The 15,483-nt window shown below is 71.6% G+C and carries 13 protein-coding genes; 8 read left to right on the top strand and 5 right to left on the bottom strand.

Features of this window, described 5'->3' with window-relative positions; translation table 11 throughout:
* Positions 1-2: 2 nt before the first annotated feature.
* The 3 genes from ACWEVS_RS18035 to ACWEVS_RS18025 all read left to right on the top strand — a co-directional run bounded on the left by ACWEVS_RS18035 (position 3) and on the right by ACWEVS_RS18025 (position 4,136).
* Positions 3-2,549: a DUF4118 domain-containing protein gene (locus tag ACWEVS_RS18035; RefSeq protein ID WP_449921845.1), complete on the top strand. Its 2,547-nt coding sequence runs from the start codon at positions 3-5 to the stop codon at positions 2,547-2,549.
* The gene (locus ACWEVS_RS18030) at positions 2,546-3,214 is read left to right on the top strand and encodes a response regulator (protein WP_449921844.1); all 669 of its coding nucleotides are present in this window, start codon (positions 2,546-2,548) and stop codon (positions 3,212-3,214) included. The genes ACWEVS_RS18035 and ACWEVS_RS18030 overlap by 4 nt, the downstream gene beginning before the upstream one ends.
* Positions 3,215-3,725: 511 nt before the next feature.
* Positions 3,726-4,136: a hypothetical protein gene (locus ACWEVS_RS18025; RefSeq protein ID WP_452552407.1), complete on the top strand. Its 411-nt coding sequence runs from the start codon at positions 3,726-3,728 to the stop codon at positions 4,134-4,136.
* Positions 4,137-4,222: 86 nt separating this feature from the next.
* On the opposite strand, the gene ACWEVS_RS18020 is transcribed toward ACWEVS_RS18025, so the two are convergent.
* Positions 4,223-6,172: an amino acid transporter gene (locus tag ACWEVS_RS18020; RefSeq protein ID WP_452552406.1), complete on the bottom strand. Its 1,950-nt coding sequence runs from the start codon at positions 6,170-6,172 to the stop codon at positions 4,223-4,225.
* A 103-nt stretch (positions 6,173-6,275) separates the two neighbouring features.
* Here ACWEVS_RS18020 and ACWEVS_RS18015 point away from each other — a divergent pair, with 103 nt between their 5' ends.
* The 3 genes from ACWEVS_RS18015 to ACWEVS_RS18005 all read left to right on the top strand — a co-directional run bounded on the left by ACWEVS_RS18015 (position 6,276) and on the right by ACWEVS_RS18005 (position 8,293).
* A complete protein-coding gene (locus tag ACWEVS_RS18015) occupies positions 6,276-7,445 on the top strand; it encodes an MFS transporter (RefSeq protein WP_449921838.1) in 1,170 nt (389 codons plus the stop codon).
* An 11-nt stretch (positions 7,446-7,456) separates the two neighbouring features.
* Entirely contained in the window at positions 7,457-7,852 is a 396-nt protein-coding gene (locus ACWEVS_RS18010) for a RidA family protein (RefSeq protein ID WP_452413600.1), read from the top strand.
* A 195-nt stretch (positions 7,853-8,047) separates the two neighbouring features.
* Entirely contained in the window at positions 8,048-8,293 is a 246-nt protein-coding gene (locus ACWEVS_RS18005) for a hypothetical protein (protein WP_452552405.1), read from the top strand.
* A 257-nt stretch (positions 8,294-8,550) separates the two neighbouring features.
* Here ACWEVS_RS18005 and ACWEVS_RS18000 read toward each other — a convergent pair whose 3' ends face one another.
* Positions 8,551-10,521 (bottom strand): glycosyl hydrolase family 18 protein, encoded by a 1,971-nt coding sequence (locus tag ACWEVS_RS18000; RefSeq protein ID WP_452552403.1) that lies wholly within the window; start codon positions 10,519-10,521, stop codon positions 8,551-8,553.
* A 182-nt stretch (positions 10,522-10,703) separates the two neighbouring features.
* Between ACWEVS_RS18000 and ACWEVS_RS17995 the strand changes: the two genes are divergently transcribed.
* Positions 10,704-11,435 carry a DUF427 domain-containing protein gene (locus ACWEVS_RS17995; RefSeq protein WP_452552401.1) on the top strand — a complete coding sequence of 244 codons (732 nt, stop codon included), beginning with the start codon at positions 10,704-10,706 and terminating at the stop codon, positions 11,433-11,435.
* Between the two features lie 46 nt (positions 11,436-11,481).
* Complete coding sequence (locus tag ACWEVS_RS17990) at positions 11,482-12,882, top strand: hypothetical protein (RefSeq protein ID WP_452552400.1); 1,401 nt, start codon at positions 11,482-11,484, stop codon at positions 12,880-12,882.
* Between the two features lie 3 nt (positions 12,883-12,885).
* On the opposite strand, the gene ACWEVS_RS17985 is transcribed toward ACWEVS_RS17990, so the two are convergent.
* Genes ACWEVS_RS17985 through ACWEVS_RS17975 form a run of 3 tightly spaced genes read right to left on the bottom strand, consistent with a single transcriptional unit; the run spans position 12,886 to position 15,480 of the window.
* A complete protein-coding gene (locus tag ACWEVS_RS17985; RefSeq protein ID WP_452552398.1) occupies positions 12,886-13,527 on the bottom strand; it encodes a response regulator in 642 nt (213 codons plus the stop codon).
* The gene (locus ACWEVS_RS17980; RefSeq protein WP_452552397.1) at positions 13,520-14,770 is read right to left on the bottom strand and encodes a sensor histidine kinase; all 1,251 of its coding nucleotides are present in this window, start codon (positions 14,768-14,770) and stop codon (positions 13,520-13,522) included. Before ACWEVS_RS17980 ends, ACWEVS_RS17985 begins: the two co-directional genes overlap by 8 nt.
* 5 nt (positions 14,771-14,775) lie before the next feature.
* The gene (locus ACWEVS_RS17975; RefSeq protein ID WP_452552395.1) at positions 14,776-15,480 is read right to left on the bottom strand and encodes an ABC transporter permease; all 705 of its coding nucleotides are present in this window, start codon (positions 15,478-15,480) and stop codon (positions 14,776-14,778) included.
* Positions 15,481-15,483 lie beyond the last annotated feature (3 nt).

Raw genomic sequence — 15,483 nt, 5'->3', positions numbered from 1 at the left:
CGATGCCACGCGGTCGGCTGAGGGTCTACCTGGGCGCGGCGCCCGGGGTGGGCAAGACCTTCGCGATGCTCGGCGAGGGCCGCAGGGGGATGGAGCGGGGCAGGGACGTCGTCGTGGGTTTCGTCGAGACCCACGGGCGTCCCCGCACCGCCGCCCTCCTCGAGGGCATGGAGATCATCCCGCGCAGGCAGCTCCGCTACCGCGGGTCGACCTTCACCGAGCTCGACGTGGACGCCGTCATCGAGCGCGCGCCGAAGATCGCGCTGATCGACGAGCTGGCCCACACGAACGTGCCCGGGTCGAGGAACGTCAAGCGCTGGCAGGACATCGAGGAGATCCTCGACGCCGGCGTCGACGTCATCTCGACGGTCAACATCCAGCACCTGGAGTCGCTCAACGACGTCGTCCAGCAGATCACCGGCATCCCCCAGCGGGAGACCGTGCCGGACGAGGTGGTGCGCAGGGCCGACCAGATCGAGCTGGTCGACATGTCGCCCGAGGCGCTGCGGCGGCGGATGGCGCACGGCAACGTCTACGCTCCGGAGAAGGTGGACGCCGCCTTGTCCAACTACTTCAGGGTCGGCAACCTGACCGCGCTGCGCGAGCTCGCCCTGCTGTGGGTCGCGGGCAAGGTCGACGAGCAGCTCGACCGCTACCGCGCCGACCACGGCATCGAAGGCACCTGGGAGACGCGCGAGCGCGTCGTCGTGGCCCTCACCGGCGGGCCCGAAGGCGACACCCTGGTACGGCGGGCCGCCCGCGTCGCGGCCAGGACCAAGGGCGCCGACCTGCTGGCCGTCCACGTCACCAGCGCCGACGGCCTGGCCGGCGGCGACCCCGCCAACCTGGCCAGGCAGCGCACGCTGGTGGAGAGCCTCGGCGGCACCTACCACCAGGTGGTCGGTGACGACATCCCCCGTGCCCTGCTCGACTTCGCCCGCGGCGTCAACGCCACCCAGCTGGTGCTCGGCGCCTCCCGGCGCGGCAGGTTCGCGCAGATCTTCTCCCGCGGCGTCGGCGTGGAGACCACCGCGCTGTCCGGCAGCATCGACGTGCACATGATCACGCACGACGAGGCGAAGAAGGGCCGCCGGCGCCCCGAACACAGCCGCGCGGCGCTGACCAGGAAGCGGCGGCTGGCCGGATGGGCGGTCGCCCTCGCGGGCATGCTCGCGCTGACGGCGGCGCTGATCCCGTTCAGGGACGACCTGTCGCTGCCGACCGAGATCCTCTTCTACCTGGTGACGGTGGTGGGCGTCGCGCTGATCGGCGGCATGTGGCCGGCCATCACCGCGGCCGTCGTGGGCTCGCTGCTGCTGAACTACTTCTTCACCCCGCCGGTCGGCGAGTTCACGATCGCCGATCCCGAGAACCTGTTCGCGCTCATCGTGTTCGTCGTGGTCGCCGCCATGGTGAGCACGATCGTCGATGTCGCGGCCCGCCGTACCAGGGAGGCCGCCAGAGCCGGCGCGGACGCCGAGATCCTCGCCACCCTGGCGGGGCACGTGCTGCGCGGCGAGGCGGCGGTGCCCTCGCTGCTCGCGCGGCTGCGGGAGACGTTCGGGCTGACCTCGGTCACGCTGCTGGAGCGGCGGCCCGACACCGGCAGCATGCCGGACGACCAGACGGATCCGGACGCCTGGCGGATCATCGCCACCACCGGCGGCACGCCGTGCACGTCCCCGTCGGCCGCCGACACCGACGTGGTCATCGACGAGAACCTGGTCCTCACCGCCCGCGGACGGCTCCTCGACGCCGCCGACCGCAGGGTGCTCGAGGCGTTCGCCGCCGAGTCGGCCGTGGCGCTGCGCCAGCAGCGCCTCGAGGAGGCGGCGGACCAGGCCAAGCCGCTGGCCGAGGCCGACAGGATGCGCACAGCGCTGCTGGCCGCCGTCAGCCACGACCTGCGCACCCCGCTCGCCTCCGCCAAGGCCGCCGTGGAGAGCCTGAGCAACACCGCGATCGCCTGGACCGAGGAGGACCGCCAGGAGCTGCTGGCCACGGCCGACGAGTCGCTGGCCAAGCTGGACCGCCTGGTCGCGAACCTGCTCGACATGAGCCGCCTGCAGGCGGGCGTCCTGGGGGTCGACCACCAGCCGGTGGCTCTGGAGGAGGTCGTGCCCCGCGCGATCGACGACCTGGGCCCGGTGCGGGACAGGGTGGAGGGCGACATCTCCGTCGAGCTGCCCGAGATCGTCGCCGACCCGACGCTGCTCGAACGGGTGCTGGTCAACCTGATGACCAACGCGGTGCGCTACAGCCCGCAGGACGCCAAGGTGCTCATCACCGCGAGCGGGCACGGCGCCCACGTCGAGATCCGGGTGATCGACAGGGGGCCGGGCGTCCCCGCCGACGCCCACGACCGCATCTTCCTGCCGTTCCAGCGCCTCGGCGACCGTGACAACGACACGGGCGTCGGCCTCGGCCTCGCGCTCTCGCGCGGGCTGACCGAGGCGATGGGCGGCACGCTGGTCCCTGACGAGACACCAGGGGGAGGTCTCACGATGATCCTCACGTTTCCCATCTCCTCGCGGGCGGTGGTCGCATGACCCGCGTCCTCGTCGTCGACGACGAACCGCAGCTCCTGCGGGCGCTGCGCATCAACCTGGTCGCGCGCCACTACGAGGTCACGGTGGCCGCCGACGGGGGGTCGGCGCTCAGGGAGGCCGCCGAACGGCAGCCCGACCTCGTCCTGCTCGATCTCGGGCTGCCCGACCTCGACGGGGTCGACGTCATCCACGGCCTGCGCGGGTGGACGTCGGTGCCGATCCTCGTGCTGTCCGGCAGGACCGGCAACCAGGACAAGATCGAGGCGCTGGACGCGGGCGCGGACGACTACGTCACCAAGCCGTTCAACATCGAGGAGCTGCTGGCCCGCATGCGGGCCGTCACCCGCAGGACCGGCCTGCAGGAGGCGGAGCTGGCCCGCATCCAGATCGGGGACCGGGTGATCGACCTGACCGACAAGACGGTCTCCGACGGTGTACGGCTGACGCCCACCGAGTGGCACATCCTCGAGATCCTGCTGCGCAACCCGGGCAAGCTGGTCAGCCAGCGGTACCTGCTGAGCGAGGTGTGGGGGGAGAAGTACCTGAAGGAGTCGCACTACCTGCGCCAGTACATGGCCCAGCTGCGCCGCAAGCTGGAACGCGACCCCGCACGACCCGTCCACCTGATCACCGAGCCGGGCATGGGCTACCGCTTCACCCCCTGAGCTCCTGCCCGCCACGACGCACCCGCTCATGGGGCCCGCTCGGCGAACGTTCGTCGCTGACCCGCCTCGCCGCTCACGACGAAGCCGGGCCGGCGTGATCCGTCACGCCGGCCCGGCCCCGTGCCGGACGCCGGTCAGGGGAGCAGCTCGATCGCCAGCGTGACCACGGCCACGACGGCGATGAGCACGAGCAGCCCGAAGGCTTCCGGCCGTATTTTCGGGGCTTTCATCGTGCTCCTTCCGATACGGGTGGGCAGGAAGGGCGGGCCACCTGAGTGCATCACATTCCTCCTCGGTACGCACCGCAGAAATTTATAGAAAATGATGCTATGGCCGGATATTCGGTCCGGGCGTATTCCAGAGGGGATCCGAACGGCGACCGCCGAAACCCTGACGCCCGCTTGACGTCGGCCTCCCGGGCGGCTCGACCGGCATCAATAACGCGTCATGAACGCGAAGGAATGGCGTATGGACACTCCCCGCGCGGCTGGAAATGCGATGTGATGAATTCATGACATTCAGTCGGGAAAGGTCGCCGCTGGAGTTCATGATCAGCGGAGGATTCGTGGTCAGCGTCGCCGCGTGCGCCGCCGTCGCGGCACTGCTCCCTCCGGGCACGCCACGTGTCGTCGCCATGGCGCTCGCGGTGGGAGCGTACGCGGCATGGTCACGGAGCCTGCTCGCGGCGTCGGCCACGGCGCTCATGGGGTGGCTCTTCACGACCGGCTTCCTGGTGAACGGCCTGGGCGAGCTGAGCCTCACCGCGCCGGACCTGCTCAGGCTCGGGATGTTCGGCGGCGTGGCGCTCGCCGGGTACGGCGTGGCCGCCGTGGCCGGGCCGGCGCGCGGCGACATCGGGGCGTCGCTCGGGCACGGGCTCGCCATCCGCGTCCGCGAATACCGCGCGGTTCCGCGAACCTGACCGATCGGCTGATCGGCCGGGCATCCGCGGCTCGACGTGACCGGTTGCGGCTGGTCGGCCGGGCGGGCACCGGCGGTTCGGCCTGATCAGCCGACGTGCACCTGCGGTCGCTTGGCCGGGTCGGGCTCGGCCTGGCGGAGCACCTCGCGCGTCAGCGGCGGCACGTCACCGCCGCCGAACAGCAGGTAGCGCAGCATCGCCTTGACCGGATCGCCCTCCATCCAGTGGAAGTAGACGTGCGGCTTCTTGCCCGTGACGTCCCGCAGGTGGAGCAGGATCGCCGCGATCGTGTTGGGCACGTTGGAACCGCACACCCGCAGAACGCGGTAGCCGTGACGCTCCTCGCCGACCACCTTCAGGTCCGACGAGAACTCGGACGCGTCACCGACGGTCACCTCGAGGAAGAGCACCGGCTCGTCCGGCGGCAGGTGGTGGTGCTCCCTGGCCTCCCGCTCCTTCTCGGCGTACTCCAGAGGGTCGCGCTCGTCGGGTTCGTTGGCGATCACGCGCAGCGGGCCGTCGATCTCCCGGACCAGGCGCAGCGCGGTGGGGTCGAACTCGATATGGCCGACCCGCAGCTCGGTCGAGCGGGTGGCGCGGGAGATGATCGAGGTGACGACGATGGCCAGGACGAACAGCAGCGCGATCTTCAGGCCGTCGGGGCGTTCGACGATGTTGACCACGGTCGCGTAGCCGAGGACGAGGGCGATCACCCCGAACCCGTAGGCGGCCGCGCGCCTGCCCTGGCGGTAGCGGGAGATCGTGACGGCCACGGCCGCCGACAGGATCAGCGCCAGGACGCCCGTGGCGTACGCGCCGCCCTGGGACTCGACCTCGGCGTCGAACGCGATGGTGATCACGACGGCGATCGCGGTGAACACCAGCACCAGCGGCCTGATGGCGCGGGCCCAGTCCGGCGCCATGCCGTACCTGGGCAGGTAGCGGGGGACGATGTTGAGCAGGCCGGTCATGGCGGAGGCGCCCGCGAACCACAGGATGGCGATGGTGCTGAGGTCGTAGACCGTGCCGAACCAGTCGCCGAGGTACTCGTGGGCGAGGAAGGCCAGCGCCCGCCCGCTCGCCTTGCCGCCCTCCTCGAACTCCTCGTGCGGGATGAGGATGGCAGTGGCGAAGCTGCTGGCGATCAGGAACCCGCTCATGATCAGCGCGGCGGTGGTGAGCAGCCGGCGGGCGCCTCTGATGCGTTCCTCCAGGTCGCCCCGGATCTGCGGCATCACGGCGACGCCCGTCTCGAAGCCCGACAGGCCCAGGGCGAGCCTGGGCAGGACGAGGAGGGAGACGCCGATCATCGCGAGCGGGCCCGAATAGCCCGTCGTCAGCGCCTCCTGCCAGCCGTCCACCAGGGCCGGGTGCTCGATCACCTGGAGCAGGCCCATGCCCACGACCACGAGGTTGAGCGAGAGGTAGACGGCCACGAGGACCACCGCGAGGCCGATCGCCTCGCTGAAGCCGCGCAGGAAGATCGCGCCCAGCGCGAGGATCAGCAGGATCGTGACGAGGACCTCCTGGCCGTGCAGGGCGGCGGGGAAGAACGGGTTCTCCACGACGTGCGCGGTCGCGTCGGAGGCGGACAGCGTGATCGTGAAGATGAACGCCGTCGCCACGAAGCCCAGCAGGACCAGCACCAGGAGCTTGCCCCACCAGCTGGGCAGCAGGTTCTCCAGCATCGCGATCGAGCCGAGGCCCCTGGGGCTCTCCGCGGCCACCGCCCGGTAGGTGGGCAGCGCGCCGAACAGCGTCAGGAGCACCAGGAACGAGGTCGCGACGGGGGAGAGGGCCCCGGCCGCCAGGGCCGCGATGCCCGGCTGGTAGCCCAGCGTGGAAAAGTAGTCCACGCCGGTCAGGCACATCGTCTGCCACCACGGGTACTGCTTGTCGGGATGTTCCTCGTGCATCCCGGTCGAGTGGCGGTCCTCCGGTCTCAGGCCGTCCAGCAGCCAGGCCCTGACCGGGTTCCTGCCGGCGGCGTGCGGTGCGGCGGGTGTGTCCTCGTCCAGCGATCCGTGGCGAACCATGTCCTCCGCCCTACCCGCTCAGAGTTGCGGGGAGCATTCTAGACATCTAATATCCAGAAATATCCGCGCCCTTCTCCTGGGTCGTCGTGGAAGGTGATTCTGGATGTCTGATGTCTTGAATGAGGCGCTGAGCCGATCGGCGACCAGAGGATGGCTCGCCGTCGCGGCCGTGGCGTTGGGGATCTTCTCCCTGATGACCTCCGAGCTGCTGCCGGTCGGCCTGCTCACCCCCATCAGTGCCGACCTGCGCGTCTCCGAAGGCGCGGCGGGCCTGATGGTGACCGTCCCCGGCCTGGTGGCCGCGATCGCCGCGCCGCTGCTCACCGTCGCGGCCGGGCGGATCGACCGACGCGTCATGCTGGTCACGCTCACCGGACTCATGGGCCTGGCCAACCTCGCCGGCGCCGTGGCACCGGACTTCGCCGTCGTGCTCGCCGCCCGGCTGGCCGTCGGCGTGAGCGTCGGCGGGTTCTGGGCCGTCGCGGGCGGGCTCGCCCTCCGGCTGGTACCCGAGCGGCACGTCGCCCGCGCCACCGCGGTGATCTTCGGTGGGGTGTCCACCGCCTCCGTCGCCGGCGTCCCCGCGGGAACGCTCGCCGGGGAGCTCGGCGGCTGGCGCCTCGCCTTCGGCGCGGTGGGGATCCTGGGGCTGGTCGCGCTGGCGTGCCTGGTCCTGCTGGTGCCCGCGCTGCCCGCCACCCGGACGATCACCTTCGGCGAGCTGCCCCGGCTGCTGCGCGTGCGTGCCGTACGGGTCGGCGTGGCCCTGACACTCCTGCTGATCACCGGCCACTTCGCCGCCTACACCTTCGTCCGCCCGGTCCTGCAGGAGATCTCCGGGATCGACCCCGACCTCATCAGCCTGCTGCTCCTCGGCTACGGCGTGGCGGGCATCGCCGGCAACTTCCTCGCCGGCGCCCGCGCCGCCCGCCGTCCCCGGGGCACGCTCCTGGTGATCACGCTCGCGTTGACCGCCACCACGGCCCTGCTGGCCGCGTACGGCGGGACGCCCGCCGCCGGCATCGCCCTGCTGGTCGTCTGGGGCCTGGCCTACGGAGGCGTGTCGGTGAGCCTGCAGAGCTGGATGCTGAAGGCCGCGCCCCAGGCGACCGAGGCGGCCTCGTCGCTCCTCGTCGCCACCTTCAACCTGTCGATCGCCCTCGGCGCGCTGCTCGGCGGCCTGGCCGTCGACCGGCTCGGCACGGTCGCCGCCCTGTGGCTCGCCGCCGCCGTCCTGCTGTCCGCCTTCGCCGTCACCACCCGCGACAAGTAAAGGAACCCCGCATGTCCGTCACCATCGTCAACCCGGCCACCCTGCACGACCCGGTCTCCTTCGGCTACAGCCACGTCGCCCAGGTCACCGGCGAGCTCGTCATCATCGCCGGGCAGTACGCCTCCGACCACGAAGGGCACGTCACCTCTCCCGACTTCGCCGAGCAGGTCGCGCAGTCACTCGACAACCTGCGCGCGGCGCTGGCGGCGGCCGGACTGTCCGTCCAGGACGTGGCGCAGATCCGCACGTTCGTCGTGGACCACGACCTCGACAAGCTGGCCGTGATCGCCGCGGCGATCGGCGAGATCTGGGGCGACCGGCCGCCCGCCCAGACGTTGATCGGGGTGGCGGCGCTCGCGCTGCCCGGCATGCTCTTCGAGATCGACGCCGTCGCGGCCCGCCCCTGACCGCCCGCTCCTGACGGCCCGCCCCTGCTGGCGGCCCGCTCCTGCTGGCGGCCCGCCCCCGATGGCCCGGCGCTTCGGGCCTGCCTGCCCGCTTCGGCCGCTTCGGGTGTGCCTGGGGGTGCTTCGGGTGTGCCTGGGGCATCCCGGCCTGCCGGGGTCGCTCCGGCCTGGTGTCTGTCCCTCCGGAAGTGGCCTGTGGCCGCCGCGACCCGGCCGGGCGGGCGGGTGCTGGTCCTCGAGACGGTCGCCGAGCACCGGGCGGGAGCGGCGGAGGGCGCCTTCACCGCCGGCTTCGGCCTCAACCTGTGGCACACCCAGGGCGGCGGCGTGCCCAGCACGCGCACGGTGGCCGGTTGGCTGGCCGATGCCGGGCTCGGCCAGGTCGAACGGCACGACCTGAGCCGCTCGGCCACCCACACGCTGTTCGTCGCCTCCCGCTGAACGCGTTCCACTCCTGCGCCCGCCTGGGCGGTCCCGGCGACCCCGTGGCGTCCGGAGAGACAGGCCCCCTGGCGTCCGGAGAGACAGGCCCGTGGCGTCCGGAGAGACAGGCCCGTGGCGTCCGGAGAGACAGGCCCTGTGGTGTTCGGAGAGACAGGCCCCCTGGTGTCTGGCGAGACAGGCCCCGTGGTGTCCGGCGGGACTGAGGGAGGGCCGGTCCCCTGAGCGGAGACCGGCCCTGACGGGTCAGCCCGAGGTCACCCCAGGCCGTTCTTCATCGCGGTGATCAGCTCGCCGTTGGTGGTGTCACCGCTGAGCTCCCAGAAGAACGCGCCGCCCAGGCCCTGGTCCTTCGAGTAGCTCATCTTGCCGCCGATCGTGCTCGGCGTGTCGTAGCTCCACCACTGGTTGCCGCAGTAGGCGTAGGCCGTGCCCGCGACCGTCCCGGTGGCGGGGCAGCGGGTCTTGAGGACCTTGTAGTCCTCGATGCCCTGCTCGTAGGTGCCGGGCGCGGGGCCCGTCGCCGTGCCGCCGGGCGCGGCCTGGGAGACGCCGGTCCAGCCGCGGCCGTAGAAGCCGATGCCGAGCAGGAGCTTGCTGGCCGGGACGCCCTTGCTCTTCAGCTTCTGGATGGCGTTGTCGGAGTGGAAGCCCGCGATCGGGATGCCGTTGTAGCTGGTGAGCGGCGAGTGCGGGGCAGTCGGGCCCTGGGCCGCCCACGCGCCGAAGAAGTCGTAGGTCATGACGTTGTACCAGTCGACGTACTGCGCGGCGCCGCCGTAGTCGGCCGCGTCGATCTTGCCGCCGCTGGTGCCGTCGGCGGTGATGGCCGCGGTGACCAGGTTGCCCGAGCCGAAGCGGGTGCGCAGGGCGGACATCAGGTTCCTGAACGCGGCGGGCCCGCTGGTGTCGCAGGTGAGGCCGCAGGCGTTCGGGTACTCCCAGTCGATGTCGATGCCGTCGAAGACGTCGGCCCAGCGCGGGTCCTCCACCAGGCGGTAGCAGGACTCGGCGAAGGCGGTGGGGTTCTGCGCGGCCTGGCCGAAGCCGCCGGACCAGGTCCAGCCGCCGAAGGAGAACAGCACCTTGAGGTTCGGGTACTTCTTCTTGAGCTTGCGCAGCTGGTTGAAGTTGCCGCGCAGGGCGCCGGCGTCCCACGTGTCGGCGACGCCGTCCACGCTCTCGCCCGCCTGGTAGAAGCGGTCGTAGTCGGCGTAGCTGTCGCCGATCGTGCACTGGCCGTTCTGGACGTTGCCGAAGGCGTAGTTGATGTGGGTCAGCTTGGCCGCCGAGCCGCTGGTGTCGATGTTCTTGACGTGGTAGGCGCGCTGGTAGACGCCCCACTGGACGAAGTAGCCGAGGACCTTGTTGCCGCCGCCTCCGCCGCCGCCCGTGGTGGTGGCGGTGACGGCGGTGCTGTGGGCGGACTGGTTGCCGGCGGCGTCGCGGGCGCGGACGGTGTAGGTGTAGGCGGTGTTGGCGGTCAGGCCGGTGTCGGTGTGGGTGGTGCCGGTGACGGTGGTGACGAGGGTGCCGCCGCGGTAGATCTCGTAGCCGGTGACGCCGACGTTGTCGGTGGAGGCGTTCCAGGCCAGGGAGACGCTGTTGGAGGTGACGCCGGTGGAGCGCACGTTGGCGGGGACGGACGGCGCGGTGGTGTCGCCTCCGCCGCCGCCCGTGGTGGTGGCGGTGACGGCGGTGCTGTGGGCGGACTGGTTGCCGGCGGCGTCGCGGGCGCGGACGGTGTAGGTGTAGGCGGTGTTGGCGGTCAGGCCGGTGTCGGTGTGGGTGGTGCCGGTGACGGTGGTGATCAGGGTGCCGCCGCGGTAGATCTCGTAGCCGGTGACGCCGACGTTGTCGGTGGAGGCGTTCCAGGCCAGGGAGACGCTGTTGGAGGTGACGCCGGTGGAGCGCACGTTGCCGGGGACGGACGGCGCGGTGGTGTCGCCTCCGCCGCCGCCCGCGACCTTCCACAGGGCGGGGACGTTGGGCGGCTCCCAGCCGGGCTGGGAGGTGTGGCTCTGCAGGCACTCGTACTCGACGCCGTTGTAGGTGACGCGGGTGCCGGCCGTGTAGGCGGTCCACGGTGCCCAGGCGGCGAAGGCGGCCGCCGAGCTGGTGGAGGTGGCGGCGCCGTACGCGCTGGCGGGGGCGACGGCGGCCGCGGTGAGCGGCATGAGTAACGCCGCCGCGCCTGCGAGGACCTTGCTGAGGACGGTGTGTCTCATCGATGCTCCGACATCCTGTTGGGGGGTGAACGGGGTGTGGGATGGGAGGCCTGATCAGGAAACTATTAGTAAGGTTTCCTTTTAATTTTGAGATGACGTTAACCTCTACCTGCGGCAGCGTCAATACACTCGCGCACACTCGCCTGAGGAATAGGCCGGGCGCCGGCGGGGTTGGCGAAGGAATGAAGAGCCGATTGAAGGTCGAGCCGACGGCGAAGCGCGTGCGCACCTACCTCGGCGGACGCAAGATCGTCGACACGACGCGGGCGCTCCTGGTCTGGGAGAGCCCCCACTACCCGACCTACTACCTGCCCCTCGCCGACCTCGAGCGGGCGGAGCTCAAGCCGACCGGCGCCACCACCCACTCGCCCAGCCGCGGCGAGGGCGTCATCCACACCGTCGTCGTGGACGGCAAGGAGGCGGCCGGCGCGGCCCTCACCCACCCCGACTCCCCGATCGAGGAGCTACGGGAGTACGTCCGGCTGGAGTGGTCGGCGATGGACGCCTGGTTCGAGGAGGACGAGGAGGTCTACGTCCACCCTCGCGACCCCTACACGCGCGTCGACATCCTGCCCAGCTCCCGCCGGGTCAGGGTCGAGGTCGACGGCGTGACCGTGGCCGACTCGACGCGCCCGGTGATCCTGTTCGAGACGGGGCTGCCGCCGCGGTACTACCTGCCGAAGACGGACGTCCGCTTCGACCTGCTGGAGCCGACCGACACCGCCACCCAGTGCCCGTACAAGGGGACGGCGGAGTACTGGACGGTCAACGGCCGCAGGGATCTGGCCTGGTCGTACCGCACGCCGCTGCCCGAGAGCCAGCGGATCGGCGGGCTGATCGCCTTCTACAACGAGAAGGTGGACATCTACGTCGACGAGCAGCCGCAGGACCGCCCGAGGACCCCGTTCAGCTAGGTCGTTTCCGGCGGCCTGTCGGAGCCGGGCGGTAGGGTGGCGGCCCATGTTACGGCGATCATCCATCGTCCTGTGGGCGGTCGCCCTGGCGCTGATCGTGGTGCGCGAAGGGGCCGCCTTCCTCGCGGAGCCCGGTCTCGCGATCATCGCGGGGCAGCCGTGTCCGGGCTTCGATCTCCACGGCGAGGTCGGCGTGGCGCTCCTGCCGCTGGCCGTGGTGCCGCAACCGGTGATCGTCCTGGTCGGGTTCGGCCTCTGGCTGCTTCTGGTGCGCACGGGGTCGCCGCGCTGGGGCCGTGCCGTGGGCTGGCTGACCGGGTTCGGGCTGACCTGGGGTTCCCTCATGACGCTCGGGTTCGCGGCGGTCGATCTGGCGGTAGAGGCGGAGTGCGCGCGGTCATGGGCGCCGTTCTTCGCCCTGGACGGGTTCGCCCTCTGGAACGCGTGCGACGTGCTCGCCGGCGTGCTGATCCTGGTCGCGGTGCGGGTGCCCCGAACGCGCCCGCGAGGCAGGATCGCGCGTGCGGCGGTCGCCGCCGTCTCCGGCCTGCTGCTGCTGGCCCTGCACAACGGCGACGGGGTCGTGGGGAAGGTGACGCAGGCCGACGCGGAGGGCTGCGGGCGCTGGCGCCTGAGCTACGGCGATCAGCCGGTCAGCCGCGCCGACAGGGAACGGGCCTTCGTCTGCGTGGCGCGGCGGGAGGAGTACGTCGTGCCGCGGACGTTCGCCGAGCGGCCCGACGCCGAACTGGTCGCCTTCGGCAGGAGCCTGTGCCGGGCGAGCATGCGCGCCGACCCCGGAGAGATCGAGCGGCTCCGCGCCCGGACCGGCGTGGACGTCGCCGGCTTCGGCACCACGCAGGCACTGGCGCTGCTCTGCCCCGAGGTGGACGCCAGGGAACAGGCCGAGCGGCGACGGCAGGACGCGGAGAACGACGCGTTCAACGCGACCGCGAAGGAACGCTGCGCGACCGGCCCGCCGCACCGGCCGCGGATCAGGCCGGCGGTGCGGGGCACGGCGCCGGTGTGGTCGGACTTCGGCGCGGTGACCGCCGTCGAGAACGAGGACTGGAACGGCGGGTCGCTGGACAAGGCGTTCGGCAACGACCTCGTGGGGGCCGTCGACGGCGAGGTCGCCGTCCTCACCGCGGACGAGGCGATGCACGTCTGCCTCACGGTCGAGGGGTACGGCAGGCGTCCCCCGGTCGAGCGCGCTGGCTGGGAGAAGGTCGTCGAGATCGGCTACACCAGCCCCACGGGCGAGCTGTCCACCTGGGAGGACGAGACCTTCCCCGACCCGCTCGTGAAGGGGCCGGGCCGCTACCGGATCCGCGTGCACGTGCGCGGCAGCACGGCCGCGCTGGAGGAGGACGGCGACGCTCGCCAGCGGTTCCTCGTCATGGTCTATCCGGGTGAGTCCCGCAGGACGGTGGTGCTGAAGAAGTAGCGGTCAGCCGTCGTCGAGGGTGAGCAGCCCGCGCTGGTAGGCGACCGCGACGGCCGCCGCGCGGTCGTTGACGCCGAGCTTGGTGTAGATGTGCAGCACGTGGGTCTTGACCGTGGCCTCGCTGATGAACAGGCGCGCCGCCGCCTCGCGGTTGGTGGTGCCCTGGGCGATCAGCCGCAGGATCTCCAGCTCCCTGGCGCTCAGCGGGTCGACGGGCGCGCGCACCCGGCCGAGCAGGCGGGTGGCGACCGAGGGGGACAGGACGGCCTCGCCGCGGGCCGCCGCGTGGACGGCCCGCATGAGCTCGTCGCGCGGCGCGTCCTTGAGGAGGTAGCCGGTGGCTCCTGCCTCGATGGCGGGCAGCACGTCGCTGTCGGTGTCGTAGGTGGTGAGCACGAGGACGCGGGCCGTGCTGCCGATCTCGGCGAGCTTCTTGATGGCCGTCACGCCGTCCATCCTCGGCATCCGCAGGTCCATGAGGACGACGTCGGGGCCCAGGGCGCGGGCGAGCTCGACGGCCTGCGCGCCGTCGCCCGCCTCGCCGACCACCTCGAAGCGCGGGTCCGCGGTGAACATCCCGCGGATGCCGTCGCGGACGATGGGGTGGTCGTCGGCGATCAGCAGCCTGACGGGGGTCTCAGACATGCGGGGCCTCCCTCGTGACGGCGGGGACACTCGCGGAGATCGCGGTGCCGCCGCCGGGCTCTGACTCGATCTCCAGCGTGCCCGCCAGGCGGCTCACCCGCCGGCGCATGGACGTCAGGCCGAAACCGCCGCCGTCCGCGACGCGCTCGGGGTCGAAGCCCGCGCCGTCGTCGCGCACGTCCAGCGTGACCAGGTCCTCCATGTACGACAGGGTGATCCCGACGCGGGTGGCGCGTGCGTGCTTGGCCACGTTCGCGAGGGCTTCCTGGGCTGTCCGCAGCAGGGTCGTCTCCAGTTCGGGATGCAGGGGGCGGGCCGTACCGGTCGTGGTGACGTCGGCGCGCACGCCGTTGAGCTCCGACCAGGCACCGGCCACCTCGGCCAGCGCGTCGGGGAGCGGGGCCGATTCCAGCTGGCCGGGCCCGACGGCGTGGACGGACCGGCGCGCCTCGGCGAGGCTCTCGCGGGCCAGGCGGGTGGCGTTGTCGACGTGGCGCCGCCACTCGGCGTGGTCCTCGCCCGACTCCTTGGCGTGCGCCGCGGCCTGGAGCTGGGTGATGATGCCGGTCAGCCCCTGGGCGATGGTGTCGTGGATCTCGCCCGCCATGCGCTGCCGTTCGTCGAGCACGCCTGCCTCCCGCGCCTGGATCAGCAGCTGGGTGTGCAGCCCCGCGTTCTCCCGCATCGTCTCCTCGAGCTGGGCCACCATCCGCTTCCGTTCGGCGCTGCGCTCGGCCGTGACCTCGCCGACGAAGCTGAACAGGCTCACGACGGCCACGATCGCGGCGATGAAGAAGAGATGGGTCAGGACGGCGGACGCGGTGGGCGCGGGCAGCCCGCCGGTGTAGGCGGTGATGCAGATCGCCGCGGTGGCGGTCACTCCCGCGAACCTCCACTTCCCCTGGAGGTAGTGCCAGGAGTGGAGGTAGCCGGTGAAGGCGAAGAAGCCGGCGAACCACACCCCGCGGGTGCTCAGCACCGCGATCAGGACCACCAGGCCGGTGAGGTAGACGGCTCCCGCGGTGCCGTTCGACCGCCACGAGGGGCGGCGGGCGGTCATCACCCAGATCCAGGCGGCGGCGAGGGCGGCCAGGCCGAGGGTGACCAGGCGGTGGTCCCACGCGGAGTCACCGGTGAGCCAGGCGAGCGTCGTGGAGATCACCAGGAGCAGGTAGGGCGTGGCGGACATGAAGCCGTCCAGGCGCCTCTCCCACCGGTCGAGGCGCTCACCCGCCACCGACATCGTGATCACTCCCAGCGGAAGAACGTGGCCGCGGCCAGGCTGACGATCACCGCGTACGCGGCCATGACGCCCAGCAGCAGGAGGCTCGGCGTACCGCCCGCCCAGACGTCCTGCAGCGCCTGCCTGAAGGCGCCCAGGGGAGTGTACGCGCCGACGCGGGCCAGGAAAACGGGCATCTGACTCGTCGGCTGGATAAGTCCCGCGAGGTAGGCCATCGGGAAGTACAGCAGGACACCCACACCGTTGGCGGCGCGGCCGTTGGCGGCCACGGCCGCGATGAGCAGGCCGATCGCGAACATCGCGGCCGTGCCCAGCGCGAAGGCGGCGGCCAGCGGCAGGACGCGGTCGGGCAGGTCGGCGCCGAGGATCGTCCCCGCGACGGCGACCAGCAGGCCGCAGGCGACCACCACGAGGACCAGCTGCAGGATCAGCTGGACCGCCAGCATGCTCCCCGGCCGGACCGGAGTGGTGGAAAGCCTGCGCAGGATGCCGCGCTCCCGGTAGGTGGCCAGGGTGGTGGGCAGCATGTACAGGGCCACGAGCCCCACGGCGATCGCCAGCGACATGGGCAGCAGCACGGTGTCGCCCGGCGTGATCGAGCTGCCGAAGATCACCAGGATGAAGAGGGGGATGAGGACGGTGAACATCGAGCCGGGCTCGCGGACGAGCAGCTTCAGCTCGACGGTGGTGAGCTTGGTGATCGCGGTCATGGC

This window comes from Nonomuraea sp. NPDC003754, assembly GCF_053605785.1.
This window is presented reverse-complemented; position numbering and strand designations above follow the sequence as displayed.

Bases quoted from the DNA above. Each gene is read 5' to 3' on its own strand.
- ACWEVS_RS18035 (WP_449921845.1), top strand. From the start codon at position 3: ATGCCACGCGGTCGGCTGAGGGTCTACCTGGGCGCGGCGCCCGGGGTG.
- ACWEVS_RS18030 (WP_449921844.1), top strand. From the start codon at position 2,546: ATGACCCGCGTCCTCGTCGTCGACGACGAACCGCAGCTCCTGCGGGCG.
- ACWEVS_RS18025 (WP_452552407.1), top strand. From the start codon at position 3,726: ATGACATTCAGTCGGGAAAGGTCGCCGCTGGAGTTCATGATCAGCGGA.
- ACWEVS_RS18020 (WP_452552406.1), bottom strand. From the start codon at position 6,172: ATGGTTCGCCACGGATCGCTGGACGAGGACACACCCGCCGCACCGCAC.
- ACWEVS_RS18015 (WP_449921838.1), top strand. From the start codon at position 6,276: ATGTCTGATGTCTTGAATGAGGCGCTGAGCCGATCGGCGACCAGAGGA.
- ACWEVS_RS18010 (WP_452413600.1), top strand. From the start codon at position 7,457: ATGTCCGTCACCATCGTCAACCCGGCCACCCTGCACGACCCGGTCTCC.
- ACWEVS_RS18000 (WP_452552403.1), bottom strand. From the start codon at position 10,521: ATGAGACACACCGTCCTCAGCAAGGTCCTCGCAGGCGCGGCGGCGTTA.
- ACWEVS_RS17995 (WP_452552401.1), top strand. From the start codon at position 10,704: ATGAAGAGCCGATTGAAGGTCGAGCCGACGGCGAAGCGCGTGCGCACC.
- ACWEVS_RS17990 (WP_452552400.1), top strand. From the start codon at position 11,482: ATGTTACGGCGATCATCCATCGTCCTGTGGGCGGTCGCCCTGGCGCTG.
- ACWEVS_RS17985 (WP_452552398.1), bottom strand. From the start codon at position 13,527: ATGTCTGAGACCCCCGTCAGGCTGCTGATCGCCGACGACCACCCCATC.
- ACWEVS_RS17980 (WP_452552397.1), bottom strand. From the start codon at position 14,770: ATGTCGGTGGCGGGTGAGCGCCTCGACCGGTGGGAGAGGCGCCTGGAC.
- ACWEVS_RS17975 (WP_452552395.1), bottom strand. From the start codon at position 15,480: ATGACCGCGATCACCAAGCTCACCACCGTCGAGCTGAAGCTGCTCGTC.